We start from the raw sequence: 19,508 nt of genomic DNA, 5'->3' as shown, positions 1-19,508 counted from the left end.
CGTTCGTGCGCGCCGCGCGTGCGGCATGGAGCATCTCGCTGCGCACACAACGATCGCTGCGCCGACGCACCGTTGACACCTCGCACGTCCAGGTCGCGACACAACGCCACGCTGCGTTGCCGAGCGGAGCGAGGCATATCGGCACACGGACAGGATGCCGGCCGCGAGCGCTCAGCCGGCGAGGGGTCCGTCGCAGAGGAGAGCGACGTCGGTGTCGGGCAGAGCCGTGAGGCCAGCGCATCGCGCGACCACCAGAACCGAACCGCCCCTGCCCTGCGTTTGCGCAGGTCAGGGGCTGTTCGCCGGAGCCGCCTGTCGGAATCGAACCGACGACCTAATCACGTCGGCTTTGCGTCTATCGCTTGATGCGCCAACTGGGCGAACGAGCCGCTGACCTGCGCAAATGGCCTGGATGATGTTTACTGAGGAGCATTTGCGGTGCAGAAGCGCTTGCTGGGACAGCAACTCGAAGTTTCGGCCCTGGGACTGGGCTGCATGGGCATGAGTTTCTTCTACGGCGAGCCCCCGGGCCGCGCCGAGATGACGAAACTGCTGCGGGCGGCCTCGGATCGAGGCGTGACGTTCTTCGACACCGCTGAAGTCTATGGTCCTTTCACCAACGAAGAACTGGTCGGTCAGGCGCTGGCTCCGGTGCGCGACCAGGTGGTGATCGCCACCAAGTTCGGCATCCGGCACGGCGAACACGGACCGAGCCCGATGTCGGGCCTCGACAGCCGCCCGGAGCAGATCCGCCGGGTGACCGAGGCGTCGCTCACGCGTCTTCGCACCGATCGCATCGACCTTCTCTACCAACACCGCGTCGATCCCCAGGTGCCCATTGAAGACGTGGCGGGCACGGTAAAAGAGCTGATTTCCGAAGGCAAGGTCAAGCACTTCGGTTTGTCGGAGGCGGGCGCGGCGACAATCGCCCGCGCTCATGCCGTGCAGCCGGTAACGGCGCTGCAAAGCGAATACTCGTTGTGGACGCGCGAGCACGAAGCCGAGATCATTCCGACCTTGGAGAAGCTGGGCATCGGCCTGGTGCCTTACAGTCCGCTCGGGAAAGGCTTTCTGACCGGCAAAATCGATGATCGCACGCCTCTGGCCGACAACGACCTTCGCCGTTCCCTGCCGCGCTTCACGCCCGAAGCACGACAGGCCAATCAGGCGCTGATCGAGTTGCTCCAGCAGATCGCCGGCGACAAGAAAGCCACCCCGGCCCAGATCGCTCTCGCTTGGGTGCTGGCGCAAAAGCCGTGGTTCGTGCCGATCCCCGGTACCACGAAGCTGCACCGCCTCGAAGAAAACCTTGGCGCGCTCGACGTCGAGCTGACGCCCGGCGACCTGCAGCACATCGAGGAGGCCGCGGCGCAGATTCCCATTCGCGGCGAGCGCGTTCCCGAGCAGTTGAAGTCGCTGTTCGGCCGCTGAGCGCGCGGGCCGAACCGGCCGACGGTCCTGCCGGGTCCGCCCCGCGCGGTGCCGGATCCGGTTCAGCTCAACGCGGCGAGGGCGCGCGCGATGACGTCGGAAGGGCTCGGCTGCCCGGCGATCTCCGCGCGCACCTCGGCCGCCGCCGTGGAGAACGCATTGTCCTCGAGTACCTGGCGCACCAGTTTCCGCATCGTCTCGACGTCCACAGCGGACGGATCATGGCTCAGCCCGACGCCACGCTCGACCACCCGCTCCGCCGACATCGGATTGTCCGCGAAACTCGGCAACACCACCTGCGGCACCCCGTAGAACAACGGCGCGGCGGTAGTCCCGGACCCGCCGTGGTGCACAATCGCGGAACACCCCGGCAAGAACGCCGAGAGCGGCAGATATCCCACCGACCGGACGTTCTCCGGAAGCTCGCCGAGCTCGCTCAGATCAGCGGTGCCCGCCGCGAGGACGACCTCGACGTCCATCCCGCCGAGCGCGTCCAGCACGACCTTCAAACTGCTGACCCCGGTCATCGCCGGGACCACCGTGCCCAGCGTGACCGCCACTCGCGGCCGTTCCGGCTTCCGCAGCGTCCACTCCGGCAGCACCGCCCCGCCGTTGTAGGGCACGAACTGCATCGGCCACCAAGGCGCGCCGTCGCGTTCGTCGACGTGCTCCTCGCCCGCGCGCAGCCCGCCCATGCTCGGCGCGCGCGGGTCGATCCGGGCGATGACGTTCGGCGGCGCGTCGCCGATGCCGAGCTTCTCGCGCATCAGCGCGACGAGTTCGCCGCTCAGGAAGTCGTCGTGCTCGGCGCGCCACGAGAGGTCCCTGGCCGACCACGAGATCCGGTTGCCGACCTCGAGCGCGGGCACGCCGAGCGCGACCGCGGCGAGCGCGCCGGCCCCGTGGTCGGACGGGTAGACGACCAGGTCCGCGCCGAACGCCCGGCCCGCTTCGATGGTGCCCCCGGTCATGGCGGCGGTGAAGAGCCCGAACGGACCCTGGGCCTGCCGCGCGAGCCGGTATTCCTCGGGTTCGTCCGCGTCCGGGGCGGAACCGTCCTTGACGTTCGCCAGCAGATCGGCCCAGATGTCGCGGCCGGGGAAGACGTCGGCGACCGGCAGCCCGGCGCGCGCGGACACCTCGGCGATCTCGGCGGTGGTGGCCAGCAGCACCTCGTGCCCGGCGGCGCGGGCGGCCCAGACGACCGGGATCAGCGGGAGAGTGAGCCCGTACCCGGGCGCGGTGGCGAACAAGATCTTCACCTCCTCGAGACTGCCAGAACCGTGACGCTCCCCGCATCCAGGTTTCTGTTCGGGCACACCGGTAACGCGCGGGGCGGCCGCCGCGACACATCCGCAGATCATCCTCCCCGGAAAGGCCCGGTCCCCATGCGAAAAGCCCGTGTCGCGGCATTGCTGACCCTGGTCGGCTTCGGCATCGCGATGTCCCCCGCCGTCGCCGCCGACGCCGGGCAGACCAGCACCTGGTGCACCAAGAAGGAGCAGGTCGCGATCCTCGGCACGTCGGCCGACACCGGCTACGGCACCACGGGCTACCAGTCCACTACGGACACTTACGCGCCGACCACGTACGGCTGGACCACGAAAATCGCCAACGACCTGCACGCCGAGTGGAACACCACCACGAAGAACTACGCGCACAACGGCGCGATGGCCACCGACTACCTCCCCGGCGGCCGCTGGCCCGACACGACCGGCGCGCTCGCCGACATCACGCAGCGCCAGCCCGACCTGGTGCTCATCGACCTCGGCGGCAACGAGCTGATCTCGCAGACCGACCCGGCGGTGTTCAAGGCGAACCTCGGCAAGGTCATCGACAACATCCGCGCCGCGCGGCCCGGGGTCGACATCCTGCTGTCGATCTACGCCGAGCTGAAGTGGACGCCCAACCCGTGGGGCGGGCAGACGCAGAAGTACTTCTGGTCGCAGTACGCCTCGTCGATCTACGAGACGGCGGTCGCCAAGGGGACGGCGCTCGTCGACCTGCGGCAGTACATCCCGCCCGCGGGCTCGGCGAACCTGCCGAACCCGAGCCCGTGGCTGGCGGACAACGTGCACCTGAACGACGCGGGGAACCTCGCCGAGTACGGGATGTGGTGGGGCTGGACGTCGAGCCTGGGGAGCATTTGCTGAGCGTTCCGGCTGCTGGACGCTGAGGCGCGGGGCGGGTTTGCGGCCGGTTGCGGTGGGGCTTGCGGCCGGTCGCGGTCGCGGTGCGGGGTGCGGCTTTGCGGCCGGGCGGGGTGCGGGCTTGCGGCCGGTCGCGGTGCGGGCTCGCGGTGGTGGCTCAAGGGAACTCTCCGCCGAAGGTGACGGAGGCCGCTGGCCTAGCCCGGCTCCGATCCCGCCTGAGCGTCCGCGCCCGTCCGGCCGCTTCGCGGTGGCGGAACGCGCCACCGGGTCGCCGTTCCCGCTGCTCACGGCGTTTCCGCAGGTCAATGCGGGTGGCGTAACCTCGGCGTAATCAAAATCCAGGTAGCGTCGCCGAAGTGGTGACTACGCAGCGGAGGGCGGAACGGGCCCGGCAGGTGGCCGACGGGTTGCGGCAGCGGATCGTCGCGGGCGAGGTCGGGGATCTGCTGCCGGGCGAGCGGGCGCTGGGCGAGTGGTTCGGCGCGTCGCGGAACGTCGTGCGGGAAGCGCTCGGCTTGCTGCGGGACGAAGGGCTCGTCGAGCGCAGGCAAGGCGTTGGGACGCTGGTCGTGCGCCCGAAGTACGGGCACGGGCTCGATCGGCTGACCGGGTTGGCGGAGGCGCTCGAAGGGCACGGCGAGGTCGTCAACGAGGTGCGCACCGCCGAGACGGTCGCCGCGCCGCCGTCGGTGGCCGAGCGGCTCGGCCTGGCGGCGGGGGAGCAGGTCGTGCATCTCGAGCGCGTCCGGCGGCTGGGCGGGGCGCCGTTGTCGCTGGACTCGACCTATCTGGTCGCGGATCTGGGGATTCCGTTGCTGGGGAAGGACCTGGCGCACCGGGACCTGTTCGCGCTCCTGGAGGAGACGAACGGAATCCGGTTGGGGCGGGCGGAAGTCGAGGTGCACGCGGTGTCCGCCGGGCCGGATACGGCCGCGCTACTGGACGTCGCGCCGGGGACCGCGGTATTCGCGCTGGACCGGTTGACCCGGCTGCCGGACGGACGACCGGTCGACGCGGAGTGGCTGCACATCCGCGCGGACCGCCTCACGCTGCGCGCGACCTTGCAACGCGGGGCGGCGTGATCCGGCGAGCCTCGTGCGTGGTGATGCCGGTTCTTACCGGCACAAACACGCACGACGCCCAAGTGCGCTGCGGTTTCCGGCGGCAGAGCGGGCGTGGGCTGGGTGACCGTGCGGCGGAGTGCGGAACAGAGAACGACGTCCGGCGGGTGGGAGTGCGCCGCGATTCCCGGCGGCGGACCGGGCGCGGACACGCCGACCCCACGGCCGAGCGCAGAACAGAGAACGACTTCCGGAGGTGCCCGAGGTGATCGCCGCGCTCATTGTCACCGGATTGCTGGCCGGGATCGGCATCACCGCCGTCGGGCCGGGCGGGGTGCTCGCGACGGTCGGGTTGTTCGTCTTCACCTCGCTCACCCCGGCGCAGGTGGCGGGCACCGCGATCGTCACGCACGTGGCCACCGGGATTCTCGGCAGTGCCGCTTTTGTCCATTCCGGACAGTTGCGGGAACCCGAAACCCGGCGGGTGGCGGGAGTTCTCGCCGCGGCCGCGTTCGTCGGGACGCCGCTGGGGGTGCTGCTGAACTCCTGGGTGTCGACCAAGGCGTTCGGGATCGTGCTCGGCGGGTTCGCGCTGGTCGTGGCGGTGTTCGTCGGCCTGAAGGGGCGGGAGCGGGCGGTCGGGCTGCCGGTCGCGGGGGCGATCGGGGCGGGCGTCGCGGTGGTCGCGGGGCTGGTCGGCGTCGGCGGGCCGATGCTGGCGGTGCCGTTGCTGGTCGTCGCCGGGATGCCGGTGCTCGGGGCGCTCGCCGCGGCGCAGGTGCAGTCGGTGGTGATCGCCAGCGTCGGGACGCTCGGGTATGTCCTGCACGGCGCGGTCGATTGGCGGCTGGCGGCGATCGTCGGGATCCCGGAGCTGGCGGGGGTCTTGATCGGCTGGCGGATCGCGCACGCTCTGCCGACCAAAACGCTCAAGGCCGCCCTCATCGCGGTGCTGGTCGGGATCGCGCCGTATCTCGCGTTGCACGGCTGAAGCCGGGTGGCAGTCACCCGGCTTCAGCCAGTGCGTTACCGGTCGAAGGGCAGTTCCATGACCGCGCCGGGGACCGGTTTCCCGGCACGGACAGCGGTCAGGTCCGCAGTGGACAGTGCCCGCCGGAACAGGCGGCTGTCGTCCAGTGCGCCGGACAGATGCTGCGCGCCGTCCAGACGTTCGCCCAGCCACAGCTGGAACGAGACGGTCTGGGTGACCGAACCGGGCGAGTCCGGACCGGACGCGGCCACCGCGCCGTCGACCAGGATGCGGAGCTGGCCGCCGGACCGTTGAAGCGCCACGTGATGCCACTTCTGATCGTCGTACGCCGACTGCGTGGTGACCGACTTGCTTCCGGCCGCAGTCGTCATCATCGCGATCAGGCGATGCGACGCGGGTTCGGCGCGGAGCCACAGCTGCGGCGCGGTGGAGCCCATTCCGCCCAGCCACAGCAGCGGCTGCGGGTCCTTCGATGCGCCGTAGTTGACCCAGGTGGAGAAAGTGAAGTCGCCTGAGCCGACCAGTTGCGCCGGCGAGTACGGGACGCGGACGAACCCGTTCTTCAGCTGGACAGCTTTGCCGAACTTGCCGGGAACCAGCTTGGCGTCGCCGAGGATGCGCGCGGACTGTCTACATGCGACGTCCGGAGTGGACACTCCCGGCGAACGCTTCCAGCCGAGGTAGTTCTCGTCGAAACGGGCGAATCGGATCTCGTCGCGGGCGTCCACCGCGCCGCCCTCGTACATCAGGCCGATCTTCGCGTTCCGGTCCTGCGGGCCGCTGAGCTGGACCAGGTCGGAGTAGCCCGACCAGTCCGTCGTGATCCGCGTGCCCTGGTCCGCGTTTTCCCACGTGCGACCGTCGTCATAGGACGAACGGATGGCCATCCACCGGCGCCGGTCGGTGTCGGCGGGGGAGGCGAACAGGATCCGCTTGCCGCCGGGACGGTCCAGGCGCAGCAGCGAACCTTGCACCATCGGCGTCACGAGGTCGGGGATCGTGGTGAAGCGCTGGGAGAACGTTTCGCCGCCGTCCCGGCTCAACGCGTAGTCGCGGTTGCCGATGTCAGTGCCGCTTTGCTCGCGGCCTCCGGCGTAAATCGTGCCGTCCGGCAGTTCCACGACGCTGACTTCCGACGGCTTTTGCGTAAAGGTGCCGCCCACCGGATGCAGGTAGTTGTCGACAGCGCCGACGTGCCAGGAGGAACCGCCGTCGTCGCTGTAGATGAGCCCGGCGTAGTTTTCGACGGAATTGGTGCCGTCACTGCGTTCGGCGTTCACGCCGAAGACGAGCCGGCCCGCGTGCTGGCCGTGCTGGAGCTGGATGCCGTGCACCGGACCCGAGGCGTACCAGGAATCCCACGCGGGCAGCTTCGCCTGCGCACTGATGTCGACCGGCGTGGACCAGGTGCGGCCGTCGTCGGTGCTGTACTGCGAATGCGGCGTGCGCGGGCACGGCACGTCGCAGCCCTTGTCGTCGGTACGCCCCTTGTTGTACGTGGTGATCAGGACGATCCGGCCGGTCTTGGTGTCCACAATGGGCACCGGGTTGCCGTGGGTGTCCCCGCCGCCGCGGTTGACCACCTGCAGTGGCGACCAGGTAGTCCCGCCGTCGGTCGAGCGCTTCAGGACCAGGTCGATGTCGCCGGTGTCACCGCAGTTGTTCTTGCGGCCCTCGGCGAAGGCCAGCAGCGTGCCGTGCGTGCTGCGGACGATCGCCGGGATGCGGAAACACGCGTATCCGGTTTCCTGATGCGGGTTGAAGAGCGCTTGCTGATCGAACTGCGGCGCGGCTTGGGCCGCACCGGCGGGAGCGAGGAAAGCCAGCAGCACGAACGCCAGCACCACGCGAAGGGCGGTTCTCATCTGGTCTCCGTTCCGAACTGTCCGGAAAGGACGGCCACGCCGTGCGCGGCCAGTTCCACTTCGGACGATGGCTGGGCGGGATCGGTGAGCAAGTCGGTACCGGGGGAAGGCAGGGAAACAGTGACAGCTGCATCGTTGTGGTTGAGCAGGAACAGGTAGTCGTCGGCACCGTGCCGCACGATTGCCTGGACACCGTCCGGCAATCCGGGCAGTACCGGCGAAACTCCGGCCCCGGCGGTGATCCGGTCGAAGAGCGTGCGCATGACGTCCGCGTCCGGCCGGGTGCCGAGGTACCACGCGACCCCGGAGCCGAACTCGTGCCGCGTGATCGCGGGACGACCGGCCAGCGGGCCCTCGGCGAAGGTGGCGACGACGTCCGCGCCCTCGGCTTCGATCCATTCGGACCAGATCGTGGCGCCGACGGTCGTGCCGTCGAGGTCGAGCGTGGTGGAACCGCCTTCGGGCAGTGGCCAGAACTCGTCGACGCGCAGGCCGAGAATGTCCCGCAGAGGCGCGGGATAGCCGCCGGTGTACACCCGGTCGTTCTCGTCGGCGATGCCGGAGAAGAACGACACCGCCAGATGGCCGCCACCCTCCACATAGGAGCGGAGATTGGCCGCGACCGCACTGTCCATCAGGTACAGATTGGGCACCACGACGAGCCGGTACCCGGACAGATCGCGCGACGGGTGCACGACGTCGCAGGTGACGTTCGCGTCGAAGAGCGGCGCGTAGTGCGCGAGGTGCGCGTCGAGCTGGCTGAGGTCGTCCGACGGATGCGAGTTCAGCTCCAGCGCCCACCAGCTGTTCCAGTCGTGCAGGACCGCGACGTCGGCCTTGACCCGGCTGTCCGCCAGCTGCGGCAGCGACGCCAGTTCCTGGCCGAGGTCGCGCACCTCGCGGAACGTCCGGGTGTCCGGACCGCCGTGCGGCACCATCGCGGAGTGGAACTTCTCGGCCCCGCCCGGGGTCTGCCGCCACTGGAAGAACAACACCGCGTCCGCGCCGCGGGCGACCGCCTGCCAGCTGCCCAGCCGCATCGTCCCCGGCGGCTTCGGGCTGTTGCGGGTGCGCCAGTTGACCGCGCTCGGCGCCTGCTCCAGCAACAGCCACGGCTGACCGTCCTTGATGGACCGGACCAGGTCGTAGGCGAAGGCCGCTTCCAGGTGCCCGCGCGGATCGTACGGGTCGGGGTAGGAGTCGAGGCTCACGATGTCCTCGTGCGGCACCCACCTGTTCCAGTCGAGCGACTTCTGCACCAGGCCGACGAAGTTCGTGGTCACCGGGACGTCCGGGGTGATCCGGGCCAGCACCTCGCGCTCGTTGAGGTAGCAGCCGAGCGACGCGTCGGAGGAGAACCGGTGGTAGTCCAGCTGGTGCGCCGGGTTCGGGAAGGTCGGCGCGACGCGCGGCGGCTGGATCTCGGCGAACTCGGAGTACCGCTGCGACCAGAAAGTCGTGCTCCAGGCGTCGTTCAACGCCTCGATGCTGCCGTAGCGCTCGGTGAGCCACCGCCGGAAGTCCACTGCGGACTCGTCGCAATAGCAGGCGCGGATGTGGCAGCCGAATTCGTTGCCGATGTGCCACATTTCCAGCGCCGGATGCCCGGCGTACCGGGTGGCGACCTGTTCGACCAGCCGGGCGGCGTGCTCGCGGAACACCGGGCTGGACGGGCAGAACTGCTGCCGCGCACCGGCGGACAGCCGGGTGCCGTCCGCGCGCACCGGCAGGATTTCCGGATACCGGTGGGAAAGCCACGGCGGCGGTGAGGCCGTCATAGTGGCGAGACAAGCGCGGACGCCGCCGGCGGCGAGGTTGTCCATCACCGTGTCGAACCAGCCGAAATCGAATTCTCCCGGCCGCGGTTCCACCTGCGCCCAGGAGAAAATCCCGACCGTCACCATCGAAACCGATGCCTCGGCCATCAGTTTCAGGTCTTCCGCCCACACGTCGGGCGACCAATGCTCGGGGTTGTAATCCCCGCCGTAGTACAGCCGATCCATCAGAGGAGACCCGCTTCCGCTAGTTTTCCCTTGATCTGCAGCAGTTCGTCGTCGTTGAGGGGGAGCTGCGGCGGCGCCATCACCGCGTTGTCGATGAATCCGCGCATCTTCATCGACGCCTTGAACGCGCCGAGCGCGGCCGAGCCGCGGCCCATCCGGTTCGGCGGCGCCACGTCGGTGATGCTGAACAGCGTCAGCAGCCGTTCCTGCTCGCGCCGCGCGGCCTGCGGGTTGCCGCCGCGGAAGTGGTCGTAGATCAGCACATAGCCGACCGGGTCGACGTTCCCGAGCCCCGGCACCGCGCCGTCCGCGCCCTGCGCGAGCGCGGAGTCCACGAGCAGTTCGGATCCGGTGAACACGGCGAACTGCTCCAGCCCGCGTTCGCGCCGCTGCTGCAGGACCATCCGGAACCCGGCTTCGTCGCCGCTGGAATCCTTGAGCCCGGCCAGGACGCCGTCCGCGGCCAGGTTCAGCACCATGTCGCGGTCGAGCTTCGTGTGCACGGCCACCGGGATGTCGTAGGCGAAAATCGGCAGCGACGTCCGCTCGTGCAGGAGCCGGAAGTGCCGGTCGATCTCCGCGACGTGCGTGCGCGTGTAGTACGGCGCGGTCACCACGATGGCGTCCGCGCCGGCGGCTTCGGCGGTCTTCACGTGCTCCGCGACGCGCAGGGTCGTCATGTCGATACAGCCGGCGAGCACCGGGACCCGCCCGGCGACCTGGTCGACCGCGGTTTCGACGGTGATCCGGCGCTGGTCGTCGGGCAGGAAGGCGACCTCGCTGGACGATCCGAGCACGAAGATCCCGTGCACGCCGGCGTCGAGCTGGACTTCGATGTGCCGCCGCAGCGACGCGGTGTCCACGGTGAAATCGTCGTGGAACGGCGTGCACAGCGGCGGGATGATGCCGGCGAACTTGGGCGCAGTCATGAGGCGGTCACTCCGGTCGTGATCTCGGGATGGATGCAGCGGTACGTGTGCTCGTCCGGCCCGGACTGCGGTGGCAAGGCGAGGGAGCACTCATCGGTGGCTTTCGGGCAGCGCGTGTGGAACGGGCAGCCGGGCGGCGGCGCGGTCGCCGACGGCACCGGTCCACTGAGGACAATCGGTTCCACCGGGTGCAACAGGCTCGGCGTCGCCGAGAACAGCGCCCGCGTGTACGGATGGTGCGCGTGGTGCGGCAGTTCCGCGGCCGGGGCCTGTTCGACGATCCGGCCGAGGTACATCGTCACGATGCGGTCGCTCATCCGGCGCACGGTCTGGATGTCGTGCGACACGAACACCATCGCCAGTTCGAGCTGTTCGCGCAGTTCCAGCAACAGGTTCAGGATCTGCGCGCGCACCGATACGTCCAAAGCGGACGTCGGCTCGTCGGCCACCAGCAACGCCGGCCGAAGGGCGAGTGCGCGGGCGATCGCCACGCGCTGCCGCTGCCCGCCGGACAGCTGCGACGGCAGCGCGTCGGCCACGCTGGACGGCAGGCCGACGAGGCTCATCAGCTCCCGGACCCGTTCTGCGCGCTCCTCGGCCGTGCCAATCTGGTGCACGTCGAGCGGGTCGCGGAGGATCTTCGAGACGGGCAGCCGCCGGTTCAGCGCGGTCGACGGATCCTGGAAGATCATGCCGACCGTGCGGCCCAGTTCGGCCGGACGCAACGCGGACAGCGGTTTCCCGTCGTAGCGCACGGTGCCGGAGGTTGGCTTCTGCAGCCCGACCAGCACTTTGGCCAAAGTGGACTTTCCGCAGCCGGATTCCCCGACCACGCCGACGGTTTCGCCCTTCGCGATGGCGAGGGTCGCGTCGGTGAGCGCGTAAACCCGGTCGTGCCCGAACAGGCCGGACCCGCGGATCTTGTGCACCACATGCACGCCGTCGACTTCGACGAGGCTCATGCTTGAGCTCCTTCTGCCATGGCCACCACGGGGCTTTCGGCGGGGTAGTGGCAAGCCACGAGATGCCCGTTGCCCGACGGCTCAGGCGCGACCTCGAAGCAGTGCCCGCGAGCGGCGGGACACCGGCTCGCGAACCGGCAGCCGGGCGGGAAGTCCGCCGGTGCGGGCACGACGCCCTTGATCTGGGTGAGCTTCGCTTCGTTCTCCTCCAGCGACAGCACCGCGCTGAGCAGGCCGCGCGTGTAGTGGTGCCGCGGCGCGCCGACGACAGCCGCGGTCGCGCCGGTCTCGGCGACCTGCCCGCCGTACATCACCACAACGCGGTCGGCGATGTCGGATACCAGCGCGAGGTCGTGCGATACCAGCACCAGCGCGAAGCCCAGTTCCTCCTGCAACCGCAGCAAAAGCGCCATGATCTGCGCCTGCACGGTCACGTCGAGCGCCGTCGTCGGCTCGTCGGCCACGATCAGCTTCGGGCTGCGGGACAGCGCCATCGCGATGAGCACACGCTGCCGCTGCCCGCCGGAAAGCTCGTGCGGATACGCCCGCAGCGTCCGGCCCGGGTCGAGGTTGACCAGTTCGAGCAGTTCTTCCGGCGTGCGCGTGCCGCCGCGCCGGGTGAACTGCTTGAGCTGCGCGCGGATCGTCATCGCCGGGTTCAGCGAGCTGAGCGCGTCCTGGTACACCATCGCCAGGTCGTGCCCGAGGTGCCGGCGGCGGACGTTCGGCTTCATGGTCAGCAGGTCGTCGCCCGCGAACCGGATCTCGCCGCTGAGCCTCGCGGCGTCCGGCTGCAGGCCCATGATCGACAGCGCGGTCAGCGATTTCCCGCAGCCCGATTCGCCGATCAGCCCCAGCACCTCGCCGGAACGGACCGAAAAGGACACTCCGTCGACGACGTTGACGCCGTTGTGCCGGTCCGGGAACGAGATCGCGAGATTCTCCACCGCCAGCACGGTTTCCCGGCCGGACAGATCCCTCGCCTTCGCCGCCAGCCGTTGCCCGGCTTCGCGCAGTCCGCGCAGCGGCAGCACTGCCGGAACCGTTTCGGGGGCCAGTTCGATCTGCTGTGCCGCCTCGGCCGCCTTCGCGGTGCGGGCCGACGGCGCGGCCCAAGCGTCGGAGATCCCCTCGGAGAGGATGTTCAACGCCAGCACCGTCGCCAGGATCAGCAGGCCGGGGAACAGCGTCGCCCACCAGCCGCCGGTCAGCACAAGGTCCTTGCCGTCCGACAGCACCGAACCCCACGACGGATCAGGCGGCTGGATCCCCGCCCCAATGAACGACAGCGACGCCTCGAACACGATCGCGTCCGCCACGGTCACCGTGCAGTACACGAGGATCGGCGCGGCGCAGTTGACCGCGACGTGCCGGGCGAGGATGAACAGCCGTTTCGCGCCGATCACCCGCTCGGCCGCGACGTAGTCCTCGCCGTACTGCGCGAGCACGTTCGCCCGCACCACCCGCGCCACCGGAGCCATGTTGAGGAAGCCGATCGCGAGGATCAGCACCAGGATGCCGCGCCCGAACACCGCCACCAGCACCGCGGCGAGCGCGATGCCGGGGAAGGCCATCAGGACGTCGAGGACCCGCATGACCAGGCCGTCGGCCCGGCGGCCGGACGTCGCCGCGAACGATCCGACGACGACGCCCGCGACCAGCGCCAGCAGCGTCGCGCCGAGGCCGATCGCGAGCGACCAGCGGGTGCCCGCGACGAGCCGGGAGAAGATGTCGCGGCCGGACTGGTCGGTGCCGAACCAGTGCGCCGCGCTGGGCCCGCCGGTGTCGGTGCTGAGCAGGTCCGGATTGTGCGTGGCCACGACGGTGCCGAGGACCGCGACGAGCCCGAGCACGATCAGCACGCCCAGCGCGATCCACGAGGGCAGGGGAAGCCGCCGGAACCGGACGCCGGGCCGGGAGAGCCGGGCGGTCAGGTTCGGGCGGAGGACCGGGCGCATCACGAGCGGCTCCGCAGACGGGGGTTGGCGACGAGGTAGAGCACGTCGACGATCAGGTTCACGAGCACGAACCCGGCCGCGATGGTGATCACGAAGCCCTGCACCTTGGCGGTGTCGCCGTCCTGCACGGCCTGGATCATGTTCTGGCCCATGCCGGGCAGCGCGAACATCGTCTCGATCACCACCGCGCCGCCGAGCAGGTAGCCGACCCGCAGGCCGAGCACGGTCAGCGGATTGACCAGCGCGTTGCGCAGCACGTTCCGCCCGACCACGACGACCGGCGGCAGCCCGCCGCCGCGTGCGGTGCGCACGTAGTCCTTGTCGAGTTCCTCGACCATCGACGTGCGGATCACCCGGGTCAGCTGCGCGGCGACCGGCGCGGCCAGCGCGATCGCGGGCAGCGTCAGCGAGTTCAGCCAGCCGGAGAACGAATCCGCCGGGCTGACGTAGCCGCTGGTGGGGAACAGGCCCTTGCCGACCGCCAGCCACTGCACCAGCAGCAGCGCGATCCAGAACGCCGGGGCGGCGACGCCGGCGAGCGTCACGAACCGGATCAGGTGGTCCGGCCAGCGGCCGCGGAACAGCGCCGAGGTCACGCCGAGCACGACCGAGACGACGAGCGCCAGCGCCAGGCCGAGCAGGGTCAGCTGCACGGTGAGCGGGAGCGCGGTGGCGATGGTCTGGCCCACCGGCTCCTTGGTGATCACGCTCGTCCCGAAATCGCCCTGCAGCAGATGCCACACGAAGTGCACGTACTGCAGCGGCAACGGGTCGAGCAGGCCGTTCTGCTCACGGAACTGCTGGAGCTGGTCAGCGGTGGCGTTGGCGCCGTTGAACGCGGCCATCGCCGGGTCGACCGGCGAGAACCGCATCACGATGAACACGAACAGGATCACGCCGAGCAGCAGCGGGATCAGGGCGAGGATGCGGCCGGCCAGCATCCGCACGACGACTGTCACTTCGCGGGTCTCCTTGTCAGACCGGTTTGGCCTGGTTGAGGTAGATGCCCGGGTAGCCCTGGGCGCGGACGCCGCTGATCGCCTTCGGGTCCCACGCGGTCCCCATCTGCGTGAAGACGATCGGGTAGATCACCGCCTGCTCGGAAATCTGGTCGAGCAACTGCTTGTACAGCCCGCCGCGCTTGGTCTCGTCGGTTTCCGCGGCGGCCTTGTCCTGCAACGCCAGCAACGCGTTGGTGTCGTCGCCGTTCCAGCGCGCGTACTTCGTCATGAGCACCGATTGCGCGTCGTAGTAATAGCGGATGAGCAGGTCTGGGTCGTTGCCGAACTGCAGCGGGTTGTTCGTGGTGGCCACGACCTGGAAGTCGTCGCCGTTGTCCAGTTTGGAGAACAGCGCCTTCGTGTCCTGGGAGTCCAAAGTGGTCTGCACGCCGATCGCGTCCCAGCCCTCCTTGATCACCTTGACGCAGTCGAGCACCAGCGAAGTGTTCGTTGTGGACAGCGAGATCTTCAAACCGCTCACGCCCGCTTCGGCGAGGAGCTGCTTCGCCTTTTCCGGGTTGAACTCGAAACTCTGCGACGCGGGCTGCGAACCGGGCAGCTTGGGGTTGATGAACGACGTGCCCGCGGTTCCGGTGCCGCGCAAGCCGATCTCGATCATCTTCTTCTTGTCGATCGCGTAATGCAGCGCCTGGCGGACCCGCTTGTCGGCGAACGGCGAGTGCTGGGTGTTGAAAAGCAGGAACAGGTTGTTGCCGCCGTCGGCGAATTCGACCGTGCGGCCCGCCTTGCGGAGCTGCTCGGCGTTGGCGGGCGGGATGTTCTCCGCGATCTGCGCGTCCGGCTTGGCCCCGGAGATCGCCGCGACCCTCGGCGCGGAATCCACAATGGACTTCCAGAGCATCTTGTCGTACGCGGCCGGGCGCGGGCCGTTGTAGTCCGCGAACTTCTCGAACGAGGTGTGCGAGAGCGGCGCCTGCTCGGTGATCTTGTACGGCCCGGAGCCGACGACCTTGCCCGCGGCGGCGGCCTTCCAGTTGTTCTCGAACACGTGCTTGGGCACGATCTTGCAGATCTGGATCCGCTGCAGCGCGTACGGGAACGCGAACTTCAGCTTGAACTCCACCGTCTTCGCGTCGACCTTCGTGACCGACTCCAGCCACTGCGCGAAGAAGCTGTGGATGAGCACGTTTTCTTTCGGGTCGAGCACACGGGCGTAGGTGAACACCACGTCGTCCGCGGTCACCGGCTTTCCGTCGTGCCACTTCGCGCCGTCGCGCAGTTCGAAGCGCAGCGTGGTGCTCTTGAGATCGGCAGGCAGCGCCTTAGCCAGGCCGGGGAACGGTTCCCGGGTGACCGGATCGCCCTCGACGAGCGATTCGTAGCTGTGCAGGATCGCCGCCATCGCGAACGCCGACGCGGTCTGCAGCGGGTCCCAGGTCTGGTTGTTGCCGTACCCGATCACCGCGGTGACCGAACCGGACGAACTGCCGGTCTTGTTGGTCGACGCGGGGCCGCCGCACGCGGCGAGCGTCGACGAAACCGCTGCGGCGGCCCCGGCGAGGCCGGCGTAGCGCAGCAGTGCGCGCCGGTTGAACTGAGTCCCCATGGCGGTTCGGGACATGGCGTCTCCTGACTTGATGCGGTGTTCCACCCAGAAAGCATCGAGAAGTAGGACGTGGGACGTCCTATGACTTGCCGGAACCCTAAGTCCCGTTCCCGCCCCGGTCAAGAGGCTTGTTCCCACCCGCGCGGGTGCAGCGGCGCGAGCCGATCATGACGTAGGATGTCCTCCGATGGCGACGTGCCAGTGCAAGAAAGACATCCGGGAGACACGTGTGGCGCGCCCGCAACGCAGTGAAGAGATCACCAAGCAGATCATCGACCTGATCGTCGACCGGCAGCTGCCGACCGGCGCGCCGATGCCGACCGAACTGAGCCTGGCCGAGGACATCGGGGTCAGCCGGAATTCGATCCGGGAGGCGGTGAAGGCGCTGCAGGCGCTCGGCATCGTCGAGGTCCGGCACGGGTACGGCACGTTCGTCGGCGCGGCGGGGTCGGAGGCGCTGCAGACGTGGCTGCTCTTCCGCACGCGCAGCCGCGGCAGCACCGACGCCGGACGGCTGCGCGACCTGCTCGAGGTCCGCGAGATGATCGAAACGGAGCTGACCAGCCGGGTCGCGCGCGACCACCGGCCGGAGCTGATCGGGGAACTGCAGGCGTGCGTGGCGCGGATGCGCCGCAAGGGGCCGGACGCGGCGGTGGCCGACCGCGAATTCCACGACCTCATCTGCGCCGAGGCGGGGTTCGACCTGGCGCGCGAGCTGACCGGCTTGTTCTGGGACGTCTACCGGGCCGCGGAAGGCGAAATGGGCGGGCCGGTTTCGTCCGCTCCGGCCACCGCGAAACGACACCAGGCGATCGTGGACGCGCTCGTGAGCGGCGACGCGGAGGCGGCCGCGCACGCGGTGCACCGGCATTTCGACGAGGTGCGCAAGCGCGCGAAAGCCGGTCGCTACGGCGGCTTCGGGGAGGCGCGGCCCGCGGTTTCCGGTTCGGCCGCCAGCTGAGTGTGGTTAGGCTGGACAGGTGACGACTCCGGAGATCGCCTTCCTGCCGCCGTCCGCCGCCGAGGACGCCGCGCTGGTGGCCTTGCTGACCGATCTGGTGAACACCGTCTACGCGAAGGCCGAGGCGGGATTGTGGGCCGGTTCGGCCGATCGGACCAATGCCGCGGAGATGGCCGGGCTGGTTCGCTCGGGGGAAATCGCGGTCGCCTGGATCGACGGGGCCGTGGTGGGCTCGGTCCGGATCCAGCGCCTGGCTGAGGACCTCGGGGAGTTCGGTCTGCTCGCTGCCTCGCCGGAGGTGCGCGGCGCTGGGATCGGGCGGGAGCTGGTCCGGTTCGCGGAGAGGCATTGCCGGGCCGAGGGGTGCACGCGGATGCAGCTCGAGCTGCTGGTGCCGCGGGAGTGGACGCATCCGTCCAAGGAGTTCCTCGCGCAGTGGTACGGCCGGCTGGGGTACCGGGTGGTGGAGACGTCGACGATCGACGGGCCGCATCCGGAGCTGGCTCCGCTGCTGGCCACTCCGTGCGATTTTCTGATCTGGCACAAGGAACTCGGCTGATCTTGGCGCGGGATTTCCGTCCGGTTTTGTCCTGGTGTCAATTCTGACCAGGTGGTAGGAATTGGCGAAAGCCCTCTACCTCTGGGAGTTGGCATGGGTGGACCTTCGGTGCAGCTCTACTCGGTGCGCGACGCGTTCGCGGCCGATCCGGACGAGACGTTGCGGCGGCTGGCTGCGATCGGGTTCGGCAGCGTGGAGCCGTACGGGGTGGTGGAGAACGTCGAGGTGCTTCGTGCGGGGCTGGCCGCGCACGGGTTGAGCGCGCCGACCGCACACGCCGCGTTGGTCGGGAAGGATCTGGACGCGGTGTTCGCGGCGGCTCGGGAATTGGGGATCGAAGTCGTCATCGAACCGATGATTCCGGCGGCGCAGTGGCAGAATTCAGCGGATATCGTTGCCGCTGCGGAAGCGCTCAATGCCGCGGCGAAGGTCGCGGCGGGATACGGCGTCCGGGTCGGGTACCACAATCATTGGTGGGAGCTGGAATCGCGGATCGACGGGCGCAGCGCGTTGGAGGTCTTCGCGGATCGGCTTGACCCGGAGGTCGTGCTGGAGGTCGACGCCTACTGGGCCACGGCGGGCGGCGAGGACGCGCCCGCGTTGCTGCATCGGCTGGGGGAGCGGGTGCGCGCGATTCACGTGAAGGACGGGTCGCTGGCGGTCGATGCTTCCGGGCAGGTGCCCGCGGGGCAGGGGCGGGTGCCGCTGGAGGATGTGCTCGCGGCGGCTCCGGAGGCGTTGCGGGTGGTGGAGTTCGATCGGCATGAGGATGTTTTCGGCGGTATCGCGGAGAGTTTCGCTTATCTCGCTGGGGTGGGGAAGTGACGGTCGGGGTCGGGGTCGTCGGGGCTGGGTTTATCAGTGACACCTATTTGGAGAATTTGACAGCGTTTCCGGATCTGCGGGTGGTGGGGGTCGCTGATCTCGATTTATCCCGGGCTCGGGGGCAGGCGGCGAAATACGGGGTTCCATGGAGCGGGTCGATGGCGGATCTGCTCGCGTTGCCGGATGTCGAGATCGTCGTGAATCTGACTGTGCCCGCGGTGCATGTCGAGGTGAGTCTCGCGGCGGTGGAGGCGGGGAAGCACGTTTGGTCGGAGAAGCCGATCGGGGTTGATCGGCCGACGGTGCGGAAACTTCTCGACCGGGCGCGGGAAAAGGGCGTGCGGGTGGCTGGGGCGCCGGACACCCTTCTGGGGGCTGGGCACCAGACCGCGCTTCGTGCGCTCGGCCGGATCGGGGTTCCTGTTGCGGCGCTGGCGTTGTTTCAGACGCCTGGGCCGGAGAGCTGGCATCCCGCGCCGGAGTTTTTGTTTCAGGCCGGGGGCGGGCCGTTGCTGGATATCGGGCCTTATTACTTGACGCAGCTGGTGCAGGTTTTTGGGGCGGTGCGGAAGGTTACTGGGGTTGGCGGGCGGGGGCGGGAGACTCGGGTGATTGGGGCTGGGCCTCGGGTTGGGACTGAGTTTGCGGTTACTGTGCCTACTACGGTTAGTGCGTTGATCGAGTTTGCGCGCGGGGGGTGTGCGCAGGTTTTGCTGTCTTTTGATTCTGCGTTGCGGCGGACTGGGGTTGTTGAGGTTTCTGGTTCGTTGGGGACTGCGGTTTTGCCGGATCCTAATCGGTTTGACGGTTCTGCTGTGGTGCATGTGGGTGGGGAGTCTGAGGAACTTGTCGCGGTGGGGCATTCGGGTTCTCGGGGTACGGGGGTGCTTGATTTGGCTCGGTCGGTTCGGGCTGGGGTGGGGGAGAGGGCTTCCGGGGAGATGGCTTATCACGTGCTGGATGTGATGGTGGCTGTTGAGGAGTCCATGGAGTGCGGGGTGGGGGTTGAGGTGGGTAGTCGGGTGGAGGTGGCGGAGCTGTTGCCCGTTGAGTGGGATCCGTTTGTGCGGACGTTGTGAACGGCTCGTCGCCTGGCGGCGACATCGCTTGTGCTTGCGTGGGGCACCCCGAAGCTTGATTGTGCTGACGGTCTGGGGGTGCTTGTCAAGGCGGGAAAGATGCCTTGACAAGCACCCCCAGACCGCAGGGAGGCTTCGTATCGGGGTGCGGGGGAGGGGCTGG

16 protein-coding genes are annotated in these 19,508 nt (G+C 68.9%); 8 read left to right on the top strand and 8 right to left on the bottom strand.

Annotation, left to right across the window (positions count from 1 at the left end; genetic code table 11):
* Positions 1-438: 438 nt before the first annotated feature.
* Positions 439-1,431 (top strand): aldo/keto reductase, encoded by a 993-nt coding sequence (locus tag PUT80_RS34885; protein ID WP_275294690.1) that lies wholly within the window; start codon positions 439-441, stop codon positions 1,429-1,431.
* A gap of 62 nt (positions 1,432-1,493) precedes the next feature.
* On the opposite strand, the gene PUT80_RS34880 is transcribed toward PUT80_RS34885, so the two are convergent.
* Positions 1,494-2,693, bottom strand: coding sequence for a glycosyltransferase (locus PUT80_RS34880; protein ID WP_275294689.1), 1,200 nt, complete (start codon positions 2,691-2,693; stop codon positions 1,494-1,496).
* A 126-nt stretch (positions 2,694-2,819) separates the two neighbouring features.
* On the opposite strand from PUT80_RS34880, the gene PUT80_RS34875 reads away from it, so the two are divergent.
* The 3 genes from PUT80_RS34875 to PUT80_RS34865 all read left to right on the top strand — a co-directional run bounded on the left by PUT80_RS34875 (position 2,820) and on the right by PUT80_RS34865 (position 5,636).
* Positions 2,820-3,584 (top strand): SGNH/GDSL hydrolase family protein, encoded by a 765-nt coding sequence (locus PUT80_RS34875; RefSeq protein ID WP_037818783.1) that lies wholly within the window; start codon positions 2,820-2,822, stop codon positions 3,582-3,584.
* Positions 3,585-3,940: 356 nt separating this feature from the next.
* Complete coding sequence (locus tag PUT80_RS34870; protein WP_275294688.1) at positions 3,941-4,666, top strand: GntR family transcriptional regulator; 726 nt, start codon at positions 3,941-3,943, stop codon at positions 4,664-4,666.
* 244 nt (positions 4,667-4,910) lie between these two features.
* Positions 4,911-5,636, top strand: a complete 726-nt coding sequence (locus PUT80_RS34865; RefSeq protein WP_240690655.1) for a sulfite exporter TauE/SafE family protein — start codon at positions 4,911-4,913, stop codon at positions 5,634-5,636.
* Positions 5,637-5,671: 35 nt separating this feature from the next.
* Here the strand turns inward: PUT80_RS34865 and PUT80_RS34860 are convergent, their stop codons facing one another.
* The 7 genes from PUT80_RS34860 to PUT80_RS34830 are packed head-to-tail and all read right to left on the bottom strand — an operon-like array spanning position 5,672 to position 15,936.
* The gene (locus PUT80_RS34860; protein ID WP_275294687.1) at positions 5,672-7,501 is read right to left on the bottom strand and encodes a sialidase family protein; all 1,830 of its coding nucleotides are present in this window, start codon (positions 7,499-7,501) and stop codon (positions 5,672-5,674) included.
* Entirely contained in the window at positions 7,498-9,504 is a 2,007-nt protein-coding gene (locus tag PUT80_RS34855) for a beta-galactosidase (RefSeq protein WP_275294686.1), read from the bottom strand. Before PUT80_RS34855 ends, PUT80_RS34860 begins: the two co-directional genes overlap by 4 nt.
* A complete protein-coding gene (locus PUT80_RS34850) occupies positions 9,504-10,433 on the bottom strand; it encodes a dihydrodipicolinate synthase family protein (RefSeq protein WP_043833635.1) in 930 nt (309 codons plus the stop codon). Before PUT80_RS34850 ends, PUT80_RS34855 begins: the two co-directional genes overlap by 1 nt.
* Positions 10,430-11,395 (bottom strand): ABC transporter ATP-binding protein, encoded by a 966-nt coding sequence (locus PUT80_RS34845; protein ID WP_037818793.1) that lies wholly within the window; start codon positions 11,393-11,395, stop codon positions 10,430-10,432. Before PUT80_RS34845 ends, PUT80_RS34850 begins: the two co-directional genes overlap by 4 nt.
* Positions 11,392-13,353 (bottom strand): dipeptide/oligopeptide/nickel ABC transporter permease/ATP-binding protein, encoded by a 1,962-nt coding sequence (locus tag PUT80_RS34840; protein ID WP_275294712.1) that lies wholly within the window; start codon positions 13,351-13,353, stop codon positions 11,392-11,394. Before PUT80_RS34840 ends, PUT80_RS34845 begins: the two co-directional genes overlap by 4 nt.
* On the bottom strand, positions 13,353-14,312 hold the full coding sequence (locus PUT80_RS34835) for an ABC transporter permease (protein ID WP_037713542.1): 960 nt from the start codon (positions 14,310-14,312) through the stop codon (positions 13,353-13,355). The genes PUT80_RS34840 and PUT80_RS34835 overlap by 1 nt, the downstream gene beginning before the upstream one ends.
* A 16-nt stretch (positions 14,313-14,328) precedes the next feature.
* Positions 14,329-15,936: an ABC transporter substrate-binding protein gene (locus tag PUT80_RS34830; protein WP_275294685.1), complete on the bottom strand. Its 1,608-nt coding sequence runs from the start codon at positions 15,934-15,936 to the stop codon at positions 14,329-14,331.
* Positions 15,937-16,150: 214 nt separating this feature from the next.
* On the opposite strand from PUT80_RS34830, the gene PUT80_RS34825 reads away from it, so the two are divergent.
* The 4 genes from PUT80_RS34825 (at position 16,151) to PUT80_RS34810 (ending at position 19,345) form a co-directional block, all read left to right on the top strand.
* A complete protein-coding gene (locus PUT80_RS34825; protein WP_037818796.1) occupies positions 16,151-16,882 on the top strand; it encodes a FadR/GntR family transcriptional regulator in 732 nt (243 codons plus the stop codon).
* A 19-nt stretch (positions 16,883-16,901) separates the two neighbouring features.
* Positions 16,902-17,441 carry a GNAT family N-acetyltransferase gene (locus tag PUT80_RS34820; protein WP_275294684.1) on the top strand — a complete coding sequence of 180 codons (540 nt, stop codon included), beginning with the start codon at positions 16,902-16,904 and terminating at the stop codon, positions 17,439-17,441.
* Positions 17,442-17,534: 93 nt separating this feature from the next.
* Positions 17,535-18,266, top strand: a complete 732-nt coding sequence (locus PUT80_RS34815) for a sugar phosphate isomerase/epimerase (protein ID WP_275294683.1) — start codon at positions 17,535-17,537, stop codon at positions 18,264-18,266.
* Positions 18,263-19,345, top strand: coding sequence for a Gfo/Idh/MocA family oxidoreductase (locus tag PUT80_RS34810; RefSeq protein ID WP_275294682.1), 1,083 nt, complete (start codon positions 18,263-18,265; stop codon positions 19,343-19,345). The genes PUT80_RS34815 and PUT80_RS34810 overlap by 4 nt, the downstream gene beginning before the upstream one ends.
* Positions 19,346-19,508: the final 163 nt, after the last annotated feature.

Origin of the sequence: Amycolatopsis sp. La24, assembly GCF_029087445.1 — a bacterium.
Classification (GTDB): Bacteria; Actinomycetota; Actinomycetes; order Mycobacteriales; family Pseudonocardiaceae; genus Amycolatopsis; species Amycolatopsis nivea.
The sequence above is the reverse complement of the archived record's forward strand: the minus strand, read 5'-3'. Positions and strand labels throughout refer to the sequence as shown.